This is a genomic window from Streptomyces sp. NPDC056347, assembly GCF_042262625.1.
Lineage (GTDB): Bacteria > Actinomycetota > Actinomycetes > Streptomycetales > Streptomycetaceae > Streptomyces.
Genome location: NZ_JBHJQP010000143.1, coordinates 1 through 21,547, shown reverse-complemented (window position 1 = coordinate 21,547; position 21,547 = coordinate 1). Strand labels below are relative to the sequence as shown.

At 72.7% G+C, this 21,547-nt stretch carries 16 protein-coding genes; 4 read left to right on the top strand and 12 right to left on the bottom strand.

Annotated features, from left to right (window positions below; genetic code table 11):
• Positions 1-114: 114 nt before the first annotated feature.
• From ACFCV8_RS27235 to ACFCV8_RS27220, 4 genes are all read left to right on the top strand, one after another.
• Positions 115-882, top strand: a complete 768-nt coding sequence (locus ACFCV8_RS27235; protein WP_376688096.1) for an enoyl-CoA hydratase/isomerase family protein — start codon at positions 115-117, stop codon at positions 880-882.
• 250 nt (positions 883-1,132) lie between these two features.
• Positions 1,133-1,648, top strand: a complete 516-nt coding sequence (locus tag ACFCV8_RS27230) for an ATP-binding protein (protein WP_376688095.1) — start codon at positions 1,133-1,135, stop codon at positions 1,646-1,648.
• Positions 1,649-2,036: 388 nt separating this feature from the next.
• Positions 2,037-2,858: a polysaccharide deacetylase family protein gene (locus tag ACFCV8_RS27225; RefSeq protein WP_376688094.1), complete on the top strand. Its 822-nt coding sequence runs from the start codon at positions 2,037-2,039 to the stop codon at positions 2,856-2,858.
• Positions 2,858-4,048 (top strand): beta-propeller fold lactonase family protein, encoded by a 1,191-nt coding sequence (locus ACFCV8_RS27220; RefSeq protein WP_376688093.1) that lies wholly within the window; start codon positions 2,858-2,860, stop codon positions 4,046-4,048. The genes ACFCV8_RS27225 and ACFCV8_RS27220 overlap by 1 nt, the downstream gene beginning before the upstream one ends.
• 43 nt (positions 4,049-4,091) lie before the next feature.
• On the opposite strand, the gene ACFCV8_RS27215 is transcribed toward ACFCV8_RS27220, so the two are convergent.
• The 12 genes from ACFCV8_RS27215 to ACFCV8_RS27160 form a co-directional block, all read right to left on the bottom strand.
• Positions 4,092-4,730 (bottom strand): GNAT family N-acetyltransferase, encoded by a 639-nt coding sequence (locus ACFCV8_RS27215; protein WP_376688092.1) that lies wholly within the window; start codon positions 4,728-4,730, stop codon positions 4,092-4,094.
• 423 nt (positions 4,731-5,153) lie between these two features.
• Positions 5,154-5,525 carry a hypothetical protein gene (locus tag ACFCV8_RS27210; protein WP_376688091.1) on the bottom strand — a complete coding sequence of 124 codons (372 nt, stop codon included), beginning with the start codon at positions 5,523-5,525 and terminating at the stop codon, positions 5,154-5,156.
• 172 nt (positions 5,526-5,697) lie between these two features.
• Complete coding sequence (locus ACFCV8_RS27205) at positions 5,698-7,362, bottom strand: carboxylesterase/lipase family protein (RefSeq protein WP_376688090.1); 1,665 nt, start codon at positions 7,360-7,362, stop codon at positions 5,698-5,700.
• 88 nt (positions 7,363-7,450) lie between these two features.
• Complete coding sequence (locus tag ACFCV8_RS27200) at positions 7,451-8,458, bottom strand: terpene synthase family protein (protein WP_376688089.1); 1,008 nt, start codon at positions 8,456-8,458, stop codon at positions 7,451-7,453.
• Positions 8,459-8,958: 500 nt separating this feature from the next.
• Positions 8,959-10,377 (bottom strand): DUF6177 family protein, encoded by a 1,419-nt coding sequence (locus tag ACFCV8_RS27195; RefSeq protein ID WP_376688088.1) that lies wholly within the window; start codon positions 10,375-10,377, stop codon positions 8,959-8,961.
• Positions 10,378-10,458: 81 nt separating this feature from the next.
• On the bottom strand, positions 10,459-14,430 hold the full coding sequence (gene eccCa / locus ACFCV8_RS27190) for a type VII secretion protein EccCa (RefSeq protein WP_376688087.1): 3,972 nt from the start codon (positions 14,428-14,430) through the stop codon (positions 10,459-10,461).
• A gap of 64 nt (positions 14,431-14,494) precedes the next feature.
• On the bottom strand, positions 14,495-15,934 hold the full coding sequence (locus ACFCV8_RS27185; RefSeq protein ID WP_376688086.1) for a MinD/ParA family protein: 1,440 nt from the start codon (positions 15,932-15,934) through the stop codon (positions 14,495-14,497).
• A 53-nt stretch (positions 15,935-15,987) separates the two neighbouring features.
• Positions 15,988-17,361: a type VII secretion integral membrane protein EccD gene (gene eccD, locus ACFCV8_RS27180; RefSeq protein WP_376688085.1), complete on the bottom strand. Its 1,374-nt coding sequence runs from the start codon at positions 17,359-17,361 to the stop codon at positions 15,988-15,990.
• Between the two features lie 104 nt (positions 17,362-17,465).
• Positions 17,466-17,777, bottom strand: coding sequence for a hypothetical protein (locus ACFCV8_RS27175; RefSeq protein WP_376688084.1), 312 nt, complete (start codon positions 17,775-17,777; stop codon positions 17,466-17,468).
• A gap of 248 nt (positions 17,778-18,025) precedes the next feature.
• On the bottom strand, positions 18,026-18,820 hold the full coding sequence (locus ACFCV8_RS27170) for a DUF6508 domain-containing protein (protein ID WP_376688083.1): 795 nt from the start codon (positions 18,818-18,820) through the stop codon (positions 18,026-18,028).
• Between the two features lie 2 nt (positions 18,821-18,822).
• The gene (locus ACFCV8_RS27165) at positions 18,823-19,224 is read right to left on the bottom strand and encodes a hypothetical protein (RefSeq protein WP_376688082.1); all 402 of its coding nucleotides are present in this window, start codon (positions 19,222-19,224) and stop codon (positions 18,823-18,825) included.
• A partial coding sequence (locus tag ACFCV8_RS27160) for an ADP-ribosyltransferase (RefSeq protein WP_376688081.1) occupies positions 19,224-21,547 on the bottom strand: 2,324 nt, incomplete at its 5' end. The genes ACFCV8_RS27160 and ACFCV8_RS27165, both read right to left, overlap by 1 nt.

The following is a 21,547-nucleotide window of genomic DNA, read 5'->3' as shown; positions in this document are numbered from 1 at the left end:
CCCGGAGCCGCGACCAGCGGCACCGGGCCCGTCGCCATGTGCCGGGACGGCGGCCCGCCGCTGTGACCGACCGCACCGGGTCCGCTCGCGTTAGCGCCGGTTAACCTGCCTTCCATGACCGCAAATCTCGAAGTACGCGACGGCGTCGGCACGATCCTGCTGAGCCGCCCGCCCATGAACGCCCTGGACGTCGCCACCCAGGACCGGCTGCGTGAGCTCGCCGAGGAGGCGACCCGGCGCGAGGACGTGCGCGCCGTGGTCCTCTACGGCGGCGAGAAGGTGTTCGCGGCGGGCGCGGACATCAAGGAGATGCAGGCGATGGACCACGCGGCGATGGTCGTACGGTCCAAGGCGCTCCAGGACTCCTTCACGGCCGTGGCCCGCATCCCCAAGCCCGTCGTCGCCGCCGTCACCGGCTACGCCCTGGGCGGCGGCTGCGAGCTGGCGCTCTGCGCCGACTTCCGGATCGCCGCCGACAACGCCAAGCTGGGCCAGCCCGAGATCCTGCTCGGGCTGATCCCGGGCGTGGGCGGCACCCAGCGTCTGGCCCGGCTGATCGGCCCCTCCCGGGCCAAGGACCTGATCTTCACCGGCCGTCACGTACGGGCCGAGGAGGCCCTGGCGATCGGCCTGGTGGACCGGGTGGTGCCCGCCGCCGAGGTGTACGAGCAGGCACACGCCTGGGCCGCCGCGCTGGCGAAGGGGCCGGCGCTGGCGCTGCGCGCCGCCAAGGAGTCCGTCGACGCCGGTCTGGAGACCGACATCGACACCGGACTCACGATCGAGCGCAACTGGTTCGCAGGGCTGTTCGCCACCGAGGACCGGGAGCGCGGAATGCGCAGCTTCGTCGAGGACGGTCCGGGCAAGGCCAAATTCCTCTGACCGAACGCAAGTTGGGCACAGAATCGCGCCGGTTCATCCGTGCGGGCGGATTGACCGGACCCCGGAGCGGCCCCGGGGTCCGGTTCTCCGTGAGGCCCGCCGGAGCGACCCCCGGCAGGCATCGGTGCAGGTCAGATGGGCTTTTCCGGCCCGTTTCGTGTCAATGGCATATGCCTTTCGACTGATCCGGGGGGTTGCGCAAGGGGGGCGTATTCCTCCGGAACGGCCCCGGGGGGCCGGTCGTGCGGCCATGATGGTGCCCATGGCGGGCCTGGAGGGTGTGGATCGGCCGCGACCGCACAATAGTGCGACAGCGGCGCGCTGTAAGCCGGTATTCGAGGAAGAACAGGCTTACAAGGCGCTGGAGTTGTTCGGAAATCCGACGGAGGGCGAGGTTCGGCTGCCGTCCCGTCCGGAGTCCGCGGCCACCGCCCGGCGGCTCACCTCCTGTGTGGTGCTGCGGCAGTGGGCGCTCTCCCCGCAGACCGCCGAGTACGCCGTACTGCTCGTCTCGGAGCTGGTCGGCAACGCGGTCCGGCACACCGGCGCCCGGGTCTTCGGGCTGCGGATGATGCGCCGCCGGGGCTGGGTCAGGATCGAGGTGCGCGACCCCTCGCGCGGGCTGCCCTGCCTGATGCCGGTCCAGGAGATGGACGTGAGCGGGCGGGGCCTCTTCCTCGTCGACAAGCTCTCCGACCGCTGGGGGGTGGATCTGCTGCCGCGCGGCAAGACCACCTGGTTCGAGATGCGGATCTCCGACCGCTGACCCGGCCCGCCCCGCCCCGTCCCGCCCCCGGGCGTACGGCGGTCCCGTTCCCGGACGCACAGCAGCCCCCGGTTGCCGTGGTGGGGCACTGCGGGGGCTGCTGTGTGGGGACCGTGAAATGGGGGGTGTGTTCACGGCCGCTTGTGACGACCGAGCTCGGGTCATGCGGTCGTGTCACCGACTATGGCAGACGGGCGACCTCTCCACCAAAAGTACAAGTAGCCCATTGGTGGACATGATGGGACATTCACCAGAAGAATCGTAGGTGTGATGGGTCACTTGCCTGTAAAACTGTGAATATCTATGGGTCTGAGTGAATGATTCTTCTGCTTCACCCATATGCCCAAAATGTTATCTACTTCTCATTTCGCACCTAGCGTGTCTGTACATGAACGCCTCCGACACTCCGGTGCCCCGCCGCGGCGCGCTGCGCGCGGGAGCGGGGGCCGCCCTCGCCGGTGTCCTCGCCGCCGGATGCGCGGACCCCGACGCCACCACCGCCCGCCCGGCCGGAACCCGCCCGGACCGGGCGAGCCCGGAGAACCCCGCCGCCGTGGCGCAGCGGCCCCCGTCCCCGCGCCCCGCGCCCGGACCGCACCGCTTCCCCGGCCTGCCCGTCCAGATCGACCACGGTCCCCGCGACCGCGCCCGCGTCGCCCTCACCTTCCACGGGCAGGGCGACCCGGCCATCGCCCGGACCCTGCTCACCGAGGCCGAACGCGCCCACGCCAGGGTCACCGTCCTCGCCGTCGGCAGCTGGCTCGACGAACACCCCGACATGGCCCGGCGGGTCCTCGACGGCGGCCACGAACTCGGCAACCACACCCAGCACCACACCGACATCTCCACGATGGACGAGGCCGCGGCGTACGCGGAGATCGACGAGTGCGCCCGGCGGCTGCGCCGGCTCACCGGCTCCATCGGCACCTGGTTCCGGCCCTCGCGGGCCCGGGACGCCACCCCGCTCGTGCGGCGGCTCGCCGCCCGGGCGGGCTACCCGCACGTCCTCTCGTACGACGTGGACTCCCTCGACTTCACCTCCCCCGGCGCCGCGGCCGTCACCCGCAAGGTGGCCGGGGAGATCCGCAACGGATCGGTGGTGAGCCTGCACTTCGGCTACGCGGACACGGTCGCCGCGCTGCCCCTCCTCCTCACCGAAATCGACCGCCGCGGACTGCGTGCGGTGACGACCACGGAGCTGCTGACCTGATGCCTCCCACCACCAAGCACACCGCGGCCCTGCTCGGGGGCGTCCTGCTGGCCCTGCTCACCGCCTGCGGCACCTCCGCCGGCAGGAGCAACGTCCAGGCCGTCGGCAGCGAGGCCGCCGCGCTGCCTCCCGCGTCCGGACGGGCCAGACCACCCGCCCCGCCCGGACTCCCCGGCATGCCGCCGGTGCTCGACACCAAGGACGTCTACTCCGCCGACCGGGGCGAACTCTCCCCGGTCGTGAAGGACTTCCCGTCCCGGATCTACGTACCCAACACCAACTCCGACACGGTGACCGTGATCGACCCGGCGACGTACAAGGTCATCGAGACGATCAAGGTCGGCCGGCAGCCGCAGCACGTCGTGCCGTCCTGGGACCTGAAGACCCTCTGGGTCAACAACGACATCGGCGACAGCCTCACGGCCATCGACCCGGCCACCGGGAAGACCGGCCGCACCGTGCCGGTCTCCGACCCGTACAACCTCTACTTCACCCCGGACGGCAAGTACGCCGTGGTGATGGCCTCGATGGACAAGCAGCTGGTCTTCCGCGACGCCCACACCATGAAGACGGCCAAGGCCGTCCCGGTCGACTGCGAGGGCGTCAACCACGCCGACTTCTCCACCGACGGCCGGTACTTCATCGTCTCCTGCGAGTTCTCCGGCGAACTCCTCAAGGTCGACACCGCCGCCATGAAGGTCGTCGCCCAGCAGAAACTGCCGCTGGCGGGCGCGATGCCGCAGGACGTGAAGCTCTCGCCCGACGGCAGCACCTTCTACATCGCCGACATGATCGCCGACGGGATGTGGGTGCTGGACGGGAAGAAGTTCACCACCCCGAAGCTGCTGCGCACCGGCAAGGGCGCCCACGGCCTCTACGTCAGCCGCGACTCCAAGGAGATGTACATCTCCAACCGGGGCGAGGGCTCCGTCTCCGTCTTCGACTTCGCCGGGCGCAAGCTGGTGAAGAAGTGGCACCTGCCCGGCGGCGGCAGCCCCGACATGGGCGGGGTCTCGTCCGACGGCAAGGTCCTCTGGCTGAGCGGCCGTTACAACGCCGAGGTGTACGCGATCGACACCACCACCGGCAAACAGCTCGCCCGCATCCCGGTCGGCAGCGGCCCGCACGGACTGGCCGTCTACCCCCAGCCCGGCCGCTACTCGCTCGGTCACACCGGGGTCTTCCGCTGACGCCGGCCGCCGCACCGGGCCGCCGACGGGACCGGCGGGCCGCTCACCCCGCGACCAGCAGGGCCTCCGCGCCCACCGGCCGGTAGCCCGCCGCCTGGAACGTCCGCACGCTGCGGGCGTTCCCGGGCGACTGCTGGGCCCACACCACCGGACCCGGCACCAGCTGCCGGGCCGCCCGCGCCAGCCGCTCGCCCAGCCCCCGGCCGCGCGCCTCCTCGTCCACCTCGATCGCGGTCTCCCAGCGGCCCGCGACGCCCCGGCCGAGGATCACCACCCCGCCGTCGGCGGACCAGACCCGCACGTCGTCGCGGTACTTCTCCGCCCGCGCCACCCTCGGGTGCTCCCGATCCTCGATCTCCCGCAGCGCGAGGTCCGGCTCCCCGGGCAGCGCGGCGGCGACCGTCAGCAGGTCCACGGTGTTCATGTGACGGCCGGTACGGGCCAGCAGCGCGCCCAGGAAGTGCGGGTTCATCGTCGCGGCGAGCGGATCACCGGGCGTACCCTCCAGCACCGAGCGCACCCAGCCGGGGTCCTCGTCCAGGAAGACCACCGAATGCGCGGTGAACGCCAGCACGCCCGCGTCCCGGACGCCGGGCTGGCGCACCACGGTCGTCCCGCCGTCCGGCGGCGGGAACCGCCCGTCCGCCGCTTCCGCCAGAATCCTCGCCAGCGCGCCGTCCACGCCCGCCCCCGTTCTCCGCTCCCGGCCATGACTGCCCTCGACCTTAACGGCTCGTCCCGCGACCGGGATCGGGAGGTGATCCAGCAGGCCGTCGCGCAGACGGGCACGGGGCCGGTGCTCGTCTCGCGCCGGGCGGCACGCTCGGCCGCGCGGCCTGAGACGGGCCCGGCGATGGCCCGATGGGCCTCGCCGTGGGTTTCGCGGCGCCCGGTGCATCGCCGCAGTGGACGCCACTGCCTGCGTTCGGCGCCGGCCTGCTCGACGCGGATCCGGCGGGAGGACCGGCGGCGGCGCATTCCACGCCATCCGTACCTCTCGCTGATCGACTCGCCGAGATGTTGGCGAGTGGGGCCGCACAGGGCGGGACCGGTGATGACCGCGCAGGCCTGCTTGGTCCTCATGCCTCGAGAACCCGCCCGGCCGTCAGGGTTTACGGTCGGGCAAGGGCTCGGGCAGCCCCGCGTACCAGCCCTCGACGGCCAGCCAGAACCCGGCCAGCGCCAGGGCGAGGAGCGCGGTGCGTCCCATGTACCCGGCCGCCGACGGTCCGACTCCCCATCGCCGGGGCAACAACCACGCAGCCAGCGCAACCACCACACCGGCAAGGACGGTCAGCGGGAGTTCGGCGTAAAGGACGTGCCAGTCCGGCCCTGCCGCGAATCCGGCGCGCGCCCGGAGTCCGGCGTCCGCGGCCCATCCCAGCAGCCCCGCGAACCCGCCGGCCAGGGCCACTCCGATTCCGCTCAGTGCTTCAACGCGTTCCTTCATGATCATGAAGGACGCCTGCCGCGTCATGGAGGTTCCCGAGGAGCCAATGAGCGGCCCGCGGACGAGCGCTCCCGCGGACGGCTCCGGCTCCTGCGGGACCGACGGCCGGCCCGCTCCCCGCCGCGGGGGAGACCGTGAGGCCTTCCGCCCGGATCACGCCGGGCCCGCGCGCCCCGGTACCGCGCTCGCCGCGCTGCCGTCACTCGTCGGCGCTCCTTCCCCGGGCCCCCGGCTCCGCCCGGGCCGGGGAAACCCCGTCCGGCCCCTTCCCCGGCCCTGCCGTCCGCCGCACCGGACCCCGCCCCCCGGCCCGGCCCGGTCCGAAGGAAGGGCGCCGACCGGTGCGGGGACGGCGGTACGGGGCCCAGCCGCGCAGCTCGTCGTCGCGCGGGGCCCGGACCAGGGACGGCTCCCCGGGGCCGAAGGCCATCACCGGGCGCGAGGCGTCCCACCCGGGCCAGCCGGGGTCTCCCGAGCGGGCGAAGGCCACCCACGCCGCGTGCATCGCGCGGGCCAGTTCCCGGGGGGCGTCCGGACCGGCCAGTGCCACCGCGTCCGGCCGGTCCAGGGTGTCGAAGACGAAACCGATCTCCAGCGCGTGACAGGCGCCGAGACCCAGCACCGGCGACGGCCAGCCGAACTCGTAGAGACGGGTGCTCCCCGTGACCCCGGCCCCGGTTCCCTTTGCCACCCCGGCGCGGGCGTCGGCCAGCCGGTTCAGGGGTACCCGCAGCAGCAGATCGGTGGCGAGCGCCCCGAGCAGCTCGCCCGGCGTGGCGGCCGGCCGGTTCGCCCGGTACGTCCGCGCCGTGGCGCCCGGCACGCGGAACCTCCGCAGGGCCAGCCGGAGTCCGAGGGCCGACACCCGCTCGGTCAGGCCGCTGGGGACGAACCAGAGCCGGTACTCCTCGGTGGTCGACCCCATCAGCAGATCGACCTCGCCCGAGGCGCCGTCCAGCAGCGCGGCCAGCGGGTCGCGGGGCAGCACCTCGCCGTCCACGACCAGCTGGAAGGAATGGCCGCCGGTCAGCGGGGAGCCGCCCGCGGTCACCGCGGTCTGCGCGTCCAGCAGCGCGTCCGGGCCGACCGCGGCCAGCGCCCCGGCCGTCGCCGCGACCCCGAGCCGCCGGGCGACCAGCGCCGTGGTGCGGCGGGCCGCCCTGCCCGGCGGCAGCGCGCCCGGCGCACCGCTCTGCAGCACCGCCCGCCGGAACAGCCCCCCGGCCAGGGGCGCGGTGAGCAGGGCGCCGATGCTGACCGCCCCCGCCGACTCCCCGCACACCGTCACCAGGCCGGGATCGCCGCCGAACCCCGCGATGTTGTCCCGTACCCAGGTCAGCGCCGCGATCTGGTCGAGCAGCCCCCGGTTGGCGGGCGCGTCCGGGAACACCCCGAAGCCCTCCACGCCGAGCCGGTAGTTGACCGACACCAGCACCACACCGTCGCGGGCGAACGCCGTCCCGTCGTACAGCGGCACGGCCGAGGAACCGTGCAGCAGCGCGCCGCCGTGGATCCAGACGATCACCGGCAGCCGGTCGCGGCCCGGGGACGGCGTCCACACATTGAGGTTGAGGCAGCCGTCGCCCGCCACCCCGGGATCGGGCAGCAGCCGGTCCAGCGGCGGGGCGTACGGCCGCTTGGGCGCGGTCGGCCCGAACGCCACCGCCTCCCGCACCCCCTCCCACGGCTCGGGCGGCGCGGGCGCCCCGAACCGCCGGGCGCCGACCGGCGGGGCGGCGTACGGGATGCCGCGGAAGACCGCGACCCCCTGCTCCCAGGCGCCGCGCACCACCCCGTGGGCGGTGGCGGCCAGGGGCGGGGCCGCGGAAGAGGGAACGGATATCGGAGCGGGTACGGCAGCCATGGGGTCCAGCCCTTCTGCGGCACCTCTTCGGGGCCGATGACCGATATGTACCCGCTTCGGGACCGGAACGACCCGGGGAAGGAACGGGTCAGGCCGCGAAGTGCTCCGACAGGGAGTCGCGCTCGTCGACCTCGACGAGATCGGGCCGGGTGTAGCGCTCCGCGCGGGCGTGGTAGTCGAAGTCCCCCCGGACCAGCCCCCGGTAGTCCCGTACGCACCGCTCCAGTGCGATCCGGGTCGGGCCCTCGATGCCGGCCGCCCCGATCTCCTCTAATAGTTCGTCCTCGGCGCTCGCCACCCGCCGGGCGACCCGTGCGAGCTCCCTCCCCGCCTCCTCGACGGCCTCCTGGAGCGTGCAGCCGCGCTCGTGCCGGATGAGGGCGACCGCGTTGTGCCCGTAGCCGAGCCGCGCCTCCTTCTCGAAGGAGCAGATGTCGTTGCAGAGCCCCGAGTGGTCGGTCACGGAATGGCGCAGCGCGATGTACGCGGGAAGGCTCCGGGCGGACTCCGGCAGGTCGATCCCGGCGGTGATCTCGTGGAGGTCGAGGAAGGGCTGCATGGCCACCGAGTCCCGGCGGTGCTTGACGTATTCGGCGCGGCTCGGGACATGCCCGGTGGCGCGGTCCACGGCCTCCGCGTAATAGGTCCACAGCCAGGAGACCGTGTCCCGCCGGAACTGCCGGATCCAGTGCTCCGGGCGGTCCCGGTAGGTACGGCTCCGCAGCTCCGCCAGGGCCCGCTCCATCGCGCCGCGCGGCTCCCCGCCGTCGAGGACGGCGACCAGCCGGTCGATCGCGGCCTCGCACATGCGCGGGTCCCGCCCGGCGGGGCCGTCGTCGAACTCGTCGTCGACGAGGAACGCCCAGAAGAGCCACTGGCAGAAGAGATCGAGATGGCGTTGCGAGGCGGTGGGGAAGATCAGGGAGATCCAGAGCTCGGGCCGGGTCCGGACCATCTTCTTCCGGGCCGCCGGCGAGAGCACCAGATCATGGGAGGCGGCCCACTTCCACACGGCCTCCTGGGTGATCGCGATCCCCGGATTGCATCCGGCGCTCCGGAACGGCATATGGAACTCTGGCAGCGCGATCTGGTTCATTGGTGCCCCTCGTCAAAACGGTTCGGATGTACGAGCGAATGGATATCCGGCCGGAATTGATTGCGCCGACCGGGTGAGTCCCCGGGGCCGGGCCGCTCGCGCCCGCCGGGCGCGGGCGCAGGTACGTCGTGCGAGACGGGACGGTCAATTCCTGCTCACTCTCCTTCGCCGGAATCCGGGGGCGTCGGGGCCGGGCCCAGGGGCCCGTGGTGGCGATCGCCCTTGGTCCAGGGCGTGACATCACCATGCGTGACACCTAGTCAACCCCTTGTACCGGTCATAGGGAAGGTATTTGTGACCGAAAGTGCTTGATCGTCAGGAACGAGTGCCCATCTTTTGATCAGCTATTGACCCCTTGAGGGGTTCCCCGCACGCGCTTTCGCGTACGGACAAGTCGACGGCCCCGTCCGGTGATTCCGGGACGGGGCCGTTCGGTACGTCTGGGGCAGAGCCGTACGGGGGTGTGGGGCCCGCGCGTTCAGGCGCCCCGCACGCTTCCCTCACGCACCTTTCAGATGCCGCATCAGCCGCTCGAAGTCCTGCCAGCCCGACAGGTCCGACGGATCACCGGGGAACGGATAGTAGAGCGCCGGACGGGACTTCGGGCCGAGCTGCACCGGCGCCTGCGCCAGCGGAGTGCGCCGGGCGCGGTCACCCGGCATCTCGCGCACCTCCTCCGCGCCGAGCACGAAGGCCAGCGGCACACCGGGCCCCTCGAAGCGCGGCGGCACCGCCAGATCCCGGCGCGCCCTGCGGAGCTGGACCAGCATCGACTGGAGGTGGTGGCGGGTCACGAGCGACTCGGCCGCCTTCGTCAGCGCGTCCACCGGGGGCTCCTCGCCCGGCCCGTAGCCGAACGCCAGGGTGACGTCCTCCTCCACACCCGCCTTCGTCCGGCTGATCCGCACCGTGGCCAGGCCCGGCCGGTCCGGGGAGCCGACCACCACCAGCCAGGTCGGCTCGGGCGCCCGGTCGAATGCCACATCGGTCAACCTGCGCAGCGACCACGGCAGGTTGGCGGGTTCGGAGGTGCCCCACCCCGCGGGCGGCTGCCCCGTCAGCTCCTGCCACACCGTCTCCAGCGCCCCGCCCAGCACCAGCCGGTCGTCCGCCGGGTGAACCGTGCGGAACGAGATCGCCAGCTGCCGCTCACCGTTCTCCACCACCTGCCGGTAGGCGTCCGCCACCGGGGTGCGCGGGTCGTCGGGGGTGGCGTCGGGCGACTCCACCGTGGCGAACAGCCCGTTCTGCCAGCGCAGTACGGCACCGGACAGGCCGTCGTAGTAGCCGTCCTTCTCGTCCTGCACCACCCAGCGCGAGGGCCAGCCGCTCAGACTGCCGCGGACCGCGGGGGAGAGGGTGGTGCCGGGCGAGGTGACGATCTGGAGGCCCAGCTCGGCGTTGGCGGCGGCCCGGAACGCGTCCGAGAGCCAGGCCGTCATGGCGATCACCGGACGGTCCTGGATGATGACGGCCACCTTGTCGGTGAGCGCGTCGACGGCGGGCTGCGCGGCGGCGGGCGTGGGCGCCACGCTCACCCCGTCGCTCTCCACCACCGCGACGGACCGGGCGGCCTCCGGCGGCCAGGCGGAACCACCCGCGAGCAGGGCGATCCGCGCCGCGAAGGTGCCCGCGAGCGCCTCGGCCTCCGCGACCCCGGTGGTGGCCCGGGCCTCCGTCCACCAGAACGGAACCGGCGGGGCGGCGGCCCCGAGCAGCCGCTCGGCCTCGCCCGCGACCTGCACCAGCAGCGGCGCCTCGATCGAGACCAGCGGCCTGCCCTGGTCGTCGCAGAGCTGCACGACGGCATCCTCGCCCGCCGTCCCCACCAGTTTGTCCGGGCCGCCCGAGAGCAGCGCCGCGAGCACCGTCAGCGGATCGGGCATGCGCGAGGTGAGGGCGATGACGTCCTTGGTCATGTGGTCGGCCGTTCCTTCTTCGTCCGGGATGCGGAGGTGCGATGGGGGCGGCCCGCGGGCGCGGGACCGCTCCCCGGCGCGTCACTCCGCGGTGTACACGGTCTGGATCAGACGGTGGGGCTGGCCCCTGCGGATGAACACCCCGCGCCCGGGCGGCTGCTGGGTCGCGTACACGCCCGGGAACAGCTGGCCCTCGCTGCGGTCGCCCGCCATCAGGAGCGCCGAGGCCCCCGACTCGCGCAGCCCCAGCACCAGCGGGTCGTACATGCCGCGCGAGGCGCCCGCCACCCGGCGGGTCAGCACGAAGTGCAGCCCGATGTCCACGGCGGAGGGGATGTACGGCAGGAACGGCTCCAGCGGCGACTGCCCGGCCGTGGTCAGCACGTCGTAGTCGTCGACCAGGACCACGATCCGCGGACCGCTGCCCCAGCTGCCCGGCTCCAGGTCCTCGGTGTCCGTCCGCTCGTCCGGCAGCCGCTTCTCCAGCTCGGTGGCGATCCCCGCGGACAGCCCCGCGCACATCTTGGGGTTGTACGCGTACCCGCCGCGGAACTCCTCCGGGATCGCGCCGCGCAGCCCGCGCCGCGGGTCCATCACGGCGAAGACCAGATCCTCCTCGCCGTACCGCTCGATCAGCCCGCGCGCCACGGTCTTCAGCAGGTTCGTCTTGCCGCACTCGCTGTCGCCCAGGATCAGCAGGTGCTGGTCGTGGTGGAACAGGTCGAGCATCGCGGGCGCCAGCGCCGTCTGGTCCAGGCCGATCGGCACCCGCTCGGGTTCGGCGGACGGCCCCGGCAGCAGCTGCGGCTCCAGCACGTGCGGCAGGATGCGCACCGGCTGGGCGACCTCGCCGCTCCAGGTCGCGCGGACCGTACGGGCGGTGTGCTCCAGCACCGCGCCCAGCTCCGACACCTCCCCGAGCCCGTCCGTACGGGGCAGCGCCACCTGCGCGAAGAGCTTGCCGTCGGTGAGGATGCGGCCCGGCTCGTCCGGCGACAGGGTCTGCGCCAGCTTGCGGTCGATGCTCGACTCGCTGGGGTCGTTCAGCCGCAGCTCCACCCGGGTGCCGAAGTTCGACTGGGCGGCGATGCGCACGTCGTTCCAGCGGAGCATGCCCGCCACCACGTGGATGCCGTAGCCGCCACCGCGCTTGAGGATGTCGACGACGGCGTCGTCCAGCTCGTCGAAGTCGTCGCGCAGCGCCCCGAACCCGTCGATGATCAGCACGATCTCCGCCGACGCCAGCCGCGGCAGCCGCCCCGCCGCGTGCAGCGAACGCAGCTGCTCCACCGAGTCGATGCCGTGCTCGCGGAACAGGTCCTCGCGGACCGCGAGCATCCCGCGCACCTCCTCGACGGTGCGCGCGGCCCGCTCCCGGTCGGCGCGGCCCGCGACCCCGCCGACGTGCGGCAGCCCGGACACCGCCTGGAGTCCGCCACCGACCAGGTCGAGACCGTAGACCCCGACCTCCTGCGGGGTGTGGGTCAGCGCGAGCGACAGCGCCAGGGTGCGCAGCAGCGTCGTCTTGCCGGACTGCGGACCGCCGATGACCGCGACATGGCCGCCCGCCACCGTGAGGTCCAGGTACCACTCGCCCTGCCACTGCCTGGTCGGGTCGTCGAGCAGCCCGAGCGGCACCTGGAGCGGGCCCCGCCGCTTCGCCAGCTGCATCCCGCGCGGTCCCACGTCCAGCGGTCCCGCCACCCGGTCCAGGGCGACGGCCTGCGGCAGCGGAGGCAGCCAGATCCGGCGCACCGGACCGGCCGCCTCGCGCAGCTGGTCGACGATGACACCCATCTCGGTGGGCCCGGTCTCCCGGCGCCGCACCTTCGGCTCCTCCTCCGACCGCTCCGGCTCGGCCAGCGTGTTGAACGCCTCGTACTCCAGGGCGAGCGGACCGCTGTCCTCCTCCTCGTCGCGCTGGACCGGACCCCGGTACCCGCCCGACACGTAACTCGCCTTGAACCGCTCGTAATGGCTGGTGTCGACCTTCAGATAGCCGAAACCGGGCAGCGGCGGCAGATGGAAGGCGTCCGTGGTGTCCAGCACCGTCCGCGACTCGTCGGCGGAGAACGTACGCAGACCGAGCCGGTACGACAGATAGGTGTCCAGGCCCTTGAGCTTTCCGCCCTCGATGCGCTGGCTGGACAGCAGCAGATGCACCCCGATGGAGCGGCCGATCCGGCCGATCGAGAGGAACAGGTCGATGAAGTCCGGCTTGGCGGTGAGGAGTTCACCGAACTCGTCGATCACCACGAACAGGTGCGGCAACGGGTCCAGATCGGGCCGCCGCTCCGCGCGCAGCGCCGCGTAGTCACCGATGTCCGCGACGTTGCCCGCGTCCTTCAGCACCTGCTGGCGGCGCTTGACCTCACCGGCGAGCGAGGCGTGCACCCGCTCGACCAGCCCCGCCTGGTTCTCCAGGTTGGTGATCACCCCGGCCACGTGCGGCAGCTCCGCGAACGGGGCGAAGGTCGCACCGCCCTTGTAGTCGACCAGCACCAGCGCCAGGTCCTCCGGCGGGTGGGTCGCCACCAGCGCGAGGACCAGGGTGCGCAGCAGCTCCGACTTGCCGGAACCGGTCGCCCCGACACACAGCCCGTGCGGCCCCATGCCCAGCTCGGAGGATTCCTTCAGGTCCAGGAGCACCGGCTGGTGGGAGTCGCTGACCCCGATCGGCACCCGCAGGAAGGCGCGTTCGCCGCGCGGCGCCCACAGGTACGACAGGTCGAGCCGCGCCACGTCGTCGATGCCGAGCAGATCGCCGAAGTCGACCGGACCGGACAGCGGCGCGTCCGCCATCGACTCCGCGGACAGCCGCATCGGCGCCAGCATCCGGGCCAGCCCCTCGGCGAACGGGATGGACACCTCGTCCACCGTGCCGTGCGCGCTGACCGGCTCCTGCTCGCGCAGGTCCTCGATGACCACCCCGTCGCCGTCGACGGTGATCCGGACGCTGACGTGGCCCGGCTCCTGGACCCGGTGCTCCAGCAGGTGCAGCACGCTGACGCCCATCTCGCGCAGCCCGACCGCGTCGTCCGGCCGTGGCAGCTCGACCGCGTCCTCACCGTGGCCGTCGGTCACGACCAGCAGCCGGGACGTCATGGACAGCGCGTCCTTCCCGGACAGCCCGCGCCGCACCTCCGCCGCGTACGAGGCGCGGCGGCGCAGCTCCGCACCGATCTGACGGGCCAGCTGCGGCGCCGACGGGGCGATCCGGCGGGCGGAGACCGGCCCGTCGAACTGCTCCGGGTCCAGCAGATGCGGCATCCACTTGGCCCAGTCCCAGTCCGCCAGCCGGTCACCCGGCACGGCGAGGGCCATCGCCACATCGTCCGGGGCGTGCGTGGCGGCGGTCTGGACGAGCAGGGCGCGCGCGACGCGCAGGCCGTCCTCGCGCGGACCGATGACGCTGATGTTGCCGACCCGGTCGAGCGGGACGGTGAGCGGCAGCTCGGTGCCGGTACGGAACCGGTCCATCAGCGCGGACGCCTCGTTGAGCATGAACGTGTCGGGCGGCGAGAGGACGGACGAGCCCTGCTGGGCGACGGTCAGATCGCGGACCGGCATCTCGCCCGTACCGACCCGCACCCGTAGGAAGTCACCGTCCGTCCGGCGCCGCTCCCAGAGCCGTGCCGGGTCGCGGACTATGTCGTACAGCGCGTGCGGCGGCGGATTGAGGACCGCGGCGCGCTCGGCCCGCTTGCGCTCCTCGACGGACAACTCCTCGCGCAGGTCCTCCAGATAGGCCAGATACGCCTCGCGCTGGGTACGCCGGGTGCGCTGCGCCTTGCCGCGCTGCGAGAAGACGAGCGCGAGGGAGCCGATCACGGTGACGACCAGGATGATCGCCCCCAGCCCGGCGAACTGGCTGTTGCGCACCACCGTCATCATCACGACGGAGGACATCACCCCGGCGACGGGCAACAACGACATCGCGATGTTGCCCGACTTGCCCTCGGGCAGGTTCGGCGGCGCCTCGATGGTGCGCGCCTCGGAGGCGGCCGGCGGCCGGGTGGTCCGGGCCGGGCGGTGGATCAGTCGGGTACTCATCGTCGTCCGTCACTCGGGGTCGGGCGGGGCATCGGTGGTCTGCCGCCGATCGGCGGTCGGGCGATCAGTGGTACTGCTGCGAGAGCCGGAACACGTCCGCGGCGAGCCGGGTGGCCGCCTCCCGGGTCGCGTGCGCCAGCAGGTCGGTACGGATCTCCCCGCCGGCCGCCAGATGGCGGTCGTACGGCAGCACCTGCACGCTCGCACCGGTGGCCTTCAGCCTCTCGACGGCCTGGTTGAGGTCGAGCCCGCCGTGCGGCACCAGTTCGCTGAGCGCCACGACCGTACCGGCGATGACCTGCCGGGGCAGCGACTGCATCCACGTCAGGACCGCGTACGTGCTGGTGACGCCCTCCAGCGTGGCGGGGGCGGCCAGCACCCGGGCCTGGGCGGCGGACAGCGCGACCCGGGCGACCTCGGCGGGGAGCGTCTCGCAGTCGACGACCGTGACGCCGAAGTAGCGGCGCAGCGACACCATGATCCGCTCGTACGCCCGGCTGTCCAGCATCGCGCCGATCTGGCCCTGACTGCCGGGCAGCAGCCAGGCGTTGCCCGGGAGCTGCACCAGATAGCCGGTGATGTCCAGCAACGACATCTGCGGCTCGATGATGCCCGCCAGGTCACCGGTGGTCCAGCGCAGCGACTCGGCGCCCAGCCGCAGCGGCAGCGAGCCGAGCGCCGGATCGGCCTCGACGAGCAGCACCGGGTCCTGGCGGTAGTGCGCGTACGTGGTGCCCAGCAGCGCGGCCACCGTCGACTTGCCCGCGCCGCCCCGGATGGACGTCACGGCGATCTGCCGGCCGGTGGTCACCGGCTGCTGGAGCGTCTCGGCGGTGGCGGTGGTCCTGGCCACGTCGCGCGCCGCCGAGGAGGACACGCTCACCCGCAGCGCCCGCGCGGCCCGCGCGGCGAACGGCTCCCCGCGCCGCGCCTTGCGCCCGACACCGGCCAGCCCCCGGTCCAGCACCGGCCGGGAGTCGCGGGTCTGCTGCGGGGCCCGGGTGCCGGGGGTGTACGCGGCGGGCTGCTGATGTGCCTGTGCCTGTGCCTGCGCCTGCGCCTGTGCCGGTTGCGGCTGCTGGGGCTGCGGATGAGGCTGCTGGGGCTGTTGCGGCTGCTGGGCGACGACCGGGGCGGCCACCACCTGCTCCTGGTACCCGGGGTGCGCGGCGGGCTGCTGGTACTGCTGCTCCTGGTACTGCTGCTCCTGGTACCCGGGATATCCGGCCTGCTGGTGCGGCTCCTGATGTCCGGGGTACCCGGCCTGCTGCGGGTGGCCGGGCTGCTGCTGGGGCGTCCCGTACGCCTGGTGCTGCGCGGGCACGCCGTGGGGCTGCTGCTGCGCCTGCTGCTGCCCGTACTGCCCCTGAGCGGGATCGGCGTACGCCTGGCCCTGCGCGGGGGCGGCGTACCCCTGGGCGTCGGGGCCCTGCGCGTTCTCCTGGGCGGCGCCGCTCCTCATGGCGCGCAGCACATCGCCCTGCCAGTTTTCTTCGTTCGGCATGTCGGCCCTTCCCTTGCGCCCCGCTGCCCCGCCCGGAGCACCTGCGCGTCGACTCAGAACTTGTTGAGCAGCTGTCCGTACACGCCGAACACACCGACGGCCAGCGGGAAGAGCCCCACCACACCGATGGATTCGACCAGATCGGCCATGCGCCGCAGCCGGACCTGCACATGCTCGGGCGGCTGCACCGCCAGGACGAGCAGCGGCAGCACCGCGGCCACCACCAGCAGGACGAGCGGCCCGGCACCCCCGGCGTGCTGCATCCACAGCATCACCAGACGCACGATCAGGACCGCCGCGGCGGCGAACAGCGCCACGACCTCGGCGACCAGCGGGAACGCCCGCGCCCGGGAGAGCAGCACCAGCGCCACCAGCGAGGGCAGCGCCACGGTCCAGACGGACGGCTCGTCCGCCAGGGTGAGCAGCCAGCCACCGGCCGCCGCGGAGACCGAGGTGACCACCGTCGCCAGGGCGAGCCCCCGGTGGGTGGCGGCCAGCGCGTTGCTCACCTGGTGACGGCTGACGGAAGCGCCGCCGGACCGGCGGTCGTCGAGCGCGGTGAGCCCGGACGCCGCCAGCGCCAGCCGGGGCAGCAGACCCAGCAGCACGACGGAGAAGACCGCCATCACGGCACCGAGCCGGGCCGGATCGTGCTGGACGGCGGCGACGGCCTCCCACACCAGGGTGATCGCGGTGATGGCGGCGGCGCCGATCAGCCCGCCCCGGCCCAGCGGCGAGAAGTATCCGAGGAGCACGAGCGTCAGGACCAGCGCGGCGGCCACCGCGGCCAGCCGCGCCGTCCCCGGCCAGTCGTAGGCGTCCGCGGCGGTCCAGGCGGCGAGGACTCCGACGCTGCCGGAGGCCAGCAGCAGCGCGGTCGCCAGACCGCGGTTGCCCTGCCCGATCTTGGCGATGAGCGCACCGGCCGCCATCAGGACGAGCGTGGTGACGGCGAGCGCGCCGGTCAGCGCGTCCAGGGCGAACTCGCGCCGGGCGAGCAGCGCGGCGACCACCGCGAAGGCCACGGACCCCACACCCGCGCTCGTCCGCCGCGCGGAGGGACGCCAGCGCCAGGCCTGCAGATCGAGGTCGTCGGCCACCAGATCGGTGACGTCGTGCACGACCGGGGCCGGGGGAGCGGAGTGGGCCCGCACGAGCCGGAGCACCGCACCGTCCGCGATCCCGACCGAGGACAGGGTGCTGTCGTGCGGGAGGGCGGAGCCGTCCGAGGTGATCAACTGCCGCGTCATCGGGCGCGCGGCGGCCCGGTCGTCCAGCAATTGCAGAATGTCCGGCAGCAGTTGCCCGATCGGGGTGTCGGACGGCAGGACGATATCGGCCCGGCGCCGCTCACCGACCAGAGTCACCCGGCTGAGCTGCGCTCGGGAAGTCGTTGCTGTGCTCACCACTTTACGGGAACCTATCATCGCGACGTTGTGAGGAGTCGGGCAGCCGGTACACCGATGCCACCGGTGCCTTCCTTATCCCCATTCACGGGGAAAACCTCATGGAATTCTCTTTGGTTACCGGCTCATTGGGGATTCTTCGTCGGTTCCCCGGTTTTATCCGGTTGCGCCGTTTTCGCCGGCTGCTGGTACTGCTGTTCCTGACGCTGCTGTTTCTGCTGTTCGGCTTTCTGCTTCTCCAGCATGTTCTGGACGAAGGACCATCCCACGCATCCCGCGCACAGCACGGCGGCGATGGCGATCCCCGCGAACACCTTTCCCAGCCGCTCGTCGGCGGTCCGCCGGGCCCGCTGGGCGCCGAACAGCAGCGCGTCACGCATCCTGCGCCGGCGTACCGCCACCGACTCCAGGAGCTGGCTGTCGTAATCCCGTGCCATTCGTCTCGTCGTCCGTTGCCTCGGTCGTGCGTTGCCTCGGTCGTGCGTCGCATCGGTGGAACGTCGCGTCGGTCGCGCGCCGGTCGTGCTCCGCATTGGGTCATGTGCCGCGCCGGCCCCGGCCGTCCGGCCGGCGGCGCGCTACGGGAATCCCCCTGATCAACTCCTGAAACATAGAGCATGTGCGATCGGGCAGTACAGCCCGGGTGGAGCGCGGGCCGCCACCGGGAAAAGACATTCCGAAGGCGTCAGGGAGCGGCCCGCGGCCCGTTGTCCGTCGCCGCGTACCAGGCGCACAACGACTCCGCCACGGCGTCGAGCAGACCGTTTCCCGCGGCCTGGGCGATCGTCCCGTCGGCGAACCGCTCGCCGCGCACCACGGCCGTGGCCGCACGCACCGCGTCGGCCGGACCGAGCCGTCCCCCGGCGGGTACGGCCGGCGGCGGATTACGCATCCACAGGTACGCGGGCGTCACCGCGCCGACACCGGACAGCGCACCCACCAGACGCAGCAGCCGGGGGCCGTGCACCGGGTGACCGATCCGCACCGTGCCGTCGGGCCGCTTCCCGCTCCCGGACCACCGCACGTCACGGTCCTGGTCCGTGAGCGCGGCGTGCGCCTCCCGCAACTCCCGCCATCCGTCGGCGTTCTCCCGGTCGAGCAAGGCAAGCAGCCGCCGGTCGTCGCCCGCGGTGACGGAGCGGGTCAGCTCCTTCAGCGCGTCCAGGGACGGGGCCGTGGCCGGGGAGCCGGACACGATCCGCCCGACGTTCCCCGGCACGGGGCCGTCCGCCGCCGCGGCGAGCGCCGCCGTGGGCGCCAGCCCGCGCGCCTTCGCGCCCTCCAGCCACGAGGCCCAGCCGAGCCCCGCCCGGTCCCCGGCCGCGTCCCCGGCGGGCCGCAGCAGCCAACCGGCGGCGTCGTCCGCGTCATTGGCCCACGGATAGCCCATGACCTCACCCTCGGCGTCGACGACGGCGAGGTACTGGACCGGCCCGGTGGCCGTGGTGCGGTAGCGCGGCGCGTCGGGTGCGTACGCCATGGTCAGCTCGCGTCGGCGAGATCCCTGACCACGTCGGCGCTGGACGCCTCGGTCAGGGAGCCGGGCACGACATGGCTGCTGTTCGCCGGGTCCGACTGCTCGATCATCTCCGCCAGGGCGGCGGTCGGCGTCAGCCCCCGGGCCTTGGCGTCGTGGAGCTTCCGGGCCCACCTGCCGCCCTTGTTGAACGCCTCGTCGCCGCCCGCCGCGCGGACCAGCCAGCCGGCGGCGTCGTCCGCGTCATTCGCCCATACGTAGCCGATGACCTCGCCGGACCGGTCCGCCACCGCCAGGTACTGGACGGGCTTGTCGGACCGCGAGCCGTAGCGCGGCGGACCCCCGGGGGCCCGGTTGAACAACAGATCCTCGTTCAGCCGCGGATTGGGCCGCTGCTCGCTGCTCATCAGTGCGTCACTCCCTTGTTGGGCGGCAGGACCTCGCCGTAGACCTGGACCTGGCCATTTTCCATAAAGACGCGGGTCACTTTGAACTCGGAACCGCGGGCCAGGAGCAGCTCCCGCTCCGACGCGTCGAATTTGGAGACCTTCTCCAGCCACAGCGCGGGCGTCCCCTTCGGCACACGCAGGTGCAGGATCGCCTCCTTGCCGGCGAAGCTGGACACCGGGTGGTTGCCGAGGGACGTGGAGGTGTAGCCCTTGTCCGGGAACGTCTCGCCGAGCATGTCGAACGGGGAGCTCAGGTTGAGGTGGCCCAGCCCGGTGCCCCGGACGATCATGATGTCGTCGGGCACCGGACGGGTCGACATGACCCGGTCCATCTCGGTGATGTCGTGCAGCACCTCCGGCCGCGGACCGTATCCGGACGTGCCGCGCAGGTAGCCGTTCATGTCGTGGTACGACGGGAACGTCTCGCCGGTGTAGTCCCAGAGCGCCTGCTTCGCGGACGGGTCCAGATTGTCCACGTAGTCGTTCCAGTAGTCCTGGCCGTACCTCATCGCCGCGACGTCGTCCGCGAACGGAAGCGTGCCATCGGCGAGTTCCTCCGCGGCGACGCGGTGCTTCTCGGCCGTGCTGAGGTCGTCGAAGTCGTCGGCCGACATGTGCGGCTTGTACGTGAAGTCGTCGCCCGCGCCGTGCCCCGACCCGTCCGGGCCGTGGTGGCCGCCGGGCGGGGCGGTGCCGTCGTCGGCGCCGTGGGCGAGGTCGTCGGGGGCGCCGTGCGGGTCGGGGTGGCCGCCGGGGGCGCCGTGGTCGCCGGTGTGCGCCGCGTCGTCGGCGTGGCCGGCCGCGTCGTCCGCATGCCCGCCGTGCGCGTTGTCGTGCCCGCCGTTGTGCGGCCCGTTGTCGTGCGGGCCTCCGCCGGCCGGTCCGTCGTTTCCGTGCGCGCCGGGGCCGTCGTGGGACGGGGTGTGCGGAGTGTCCGGCGTGTGCGGGGTGGTGCCGGGCAGGTCGTGACCGGTGCCGTGGAACCCGTTGGGCGGCAGGTTGTGCCCCGGCGTGGCGGGGAAGTGGTCGGTGGGGACGTGGCTGGTGACGCCGGGTACGTGGCTGCCGCCCGGGACATGGCTCCCCGGGCCGTACGGCACGTTGTCGAACCCGCCGCCGGGCGGATACGACGGCATGTCGGGGATCGCGTTGCCCGCGTGGACGCCGACCGGCACGGGCTGCTGGATCTGCCAGGACTTCGGCAGGCCCGAGGTGCCCGGGACCGTGTCGTGCGGAAACGTGTCGTGCGGGATCGGGGTCGTCTCGACCACGCCATTCGGAGCGACCAGATTGCCGTTGGGCTCGAGGAACCGCCCGTCGGGCAACTGCACCGAACCGTCCGGCAATTTGGGGACCTCGATGTTGGAGATGCCCTTGAGGCCCTTGGTGATGTCGCCGATCTTGGAGAGTCCGGTCCCGGCGCCCTTGGCGATGTAGGTCATCGGGTCGATGACCTTGCCGGCCTTCCCCGCGACGGAGAGGGCCTTCGCGACGGCGCCGGCCTTTCCGGCCCCGGCGGCCGCGCCTCCGGCACCGCCGGTGAACACGGTCGTCAGGACGTTGAACGTGACGGCTCCGGCGGCCCGGCCGGGGTTCTTGCCCCACTCGTCCCACGCGACCAGGGCCTTCCCGGTCTCCTTCATCGCGGTCCGCGAGTCACGCAGCCAGGACGGCAGCTTGTCGTCCGGCAGCGCCCAGAACAGCGTCCCCGCCCCGGGAAGGGAGGAGATGACAAGTCCGGTGGCGAGCTGGGCGAGGCCCTTCCAGGCCTGGCCCATGGCGTCCCAGCCACCGAACCCGACGAGAGTGCCCAGGCCCTTGATGGTGCCCCACACCCCGTCGACGATCAGCCCGTCCCACACGAACGACTTGACCCAGTGCCCCACCTCGTACCAGTGGTGCTTCTCCTCGACCGGATCGCCCCAGGGAAGCTTCGCGTTCTTCAGGTCCTCCGCGTTGAACCCGTACTGGTCCTTGCGCTCGGAACCGTCGCCCGCGACCATCTGCGTCCCGCCCCACAACGCGGTGATCTTGTTGTGGCACGTCCGCTCCGCCGCCCAGAACGCCGCGACCGTCGCGGTGATGTCGTCGCGGAGCTGATTGTGCTCCTCGACCTTGTCCCCGTCGTACTCCCAGTCGTCATCGTCCTTGTTCGCGTTCACGAACCTCGTCGCGTCCGACTTCAACTGCGCGAGCTTCGACACCAGCGGACGGATCTCACCGGCGTACTCCGACAAGGACGTGGCGACCTTCTCCAGATCGTCCGCGAACCCGTCCGCCC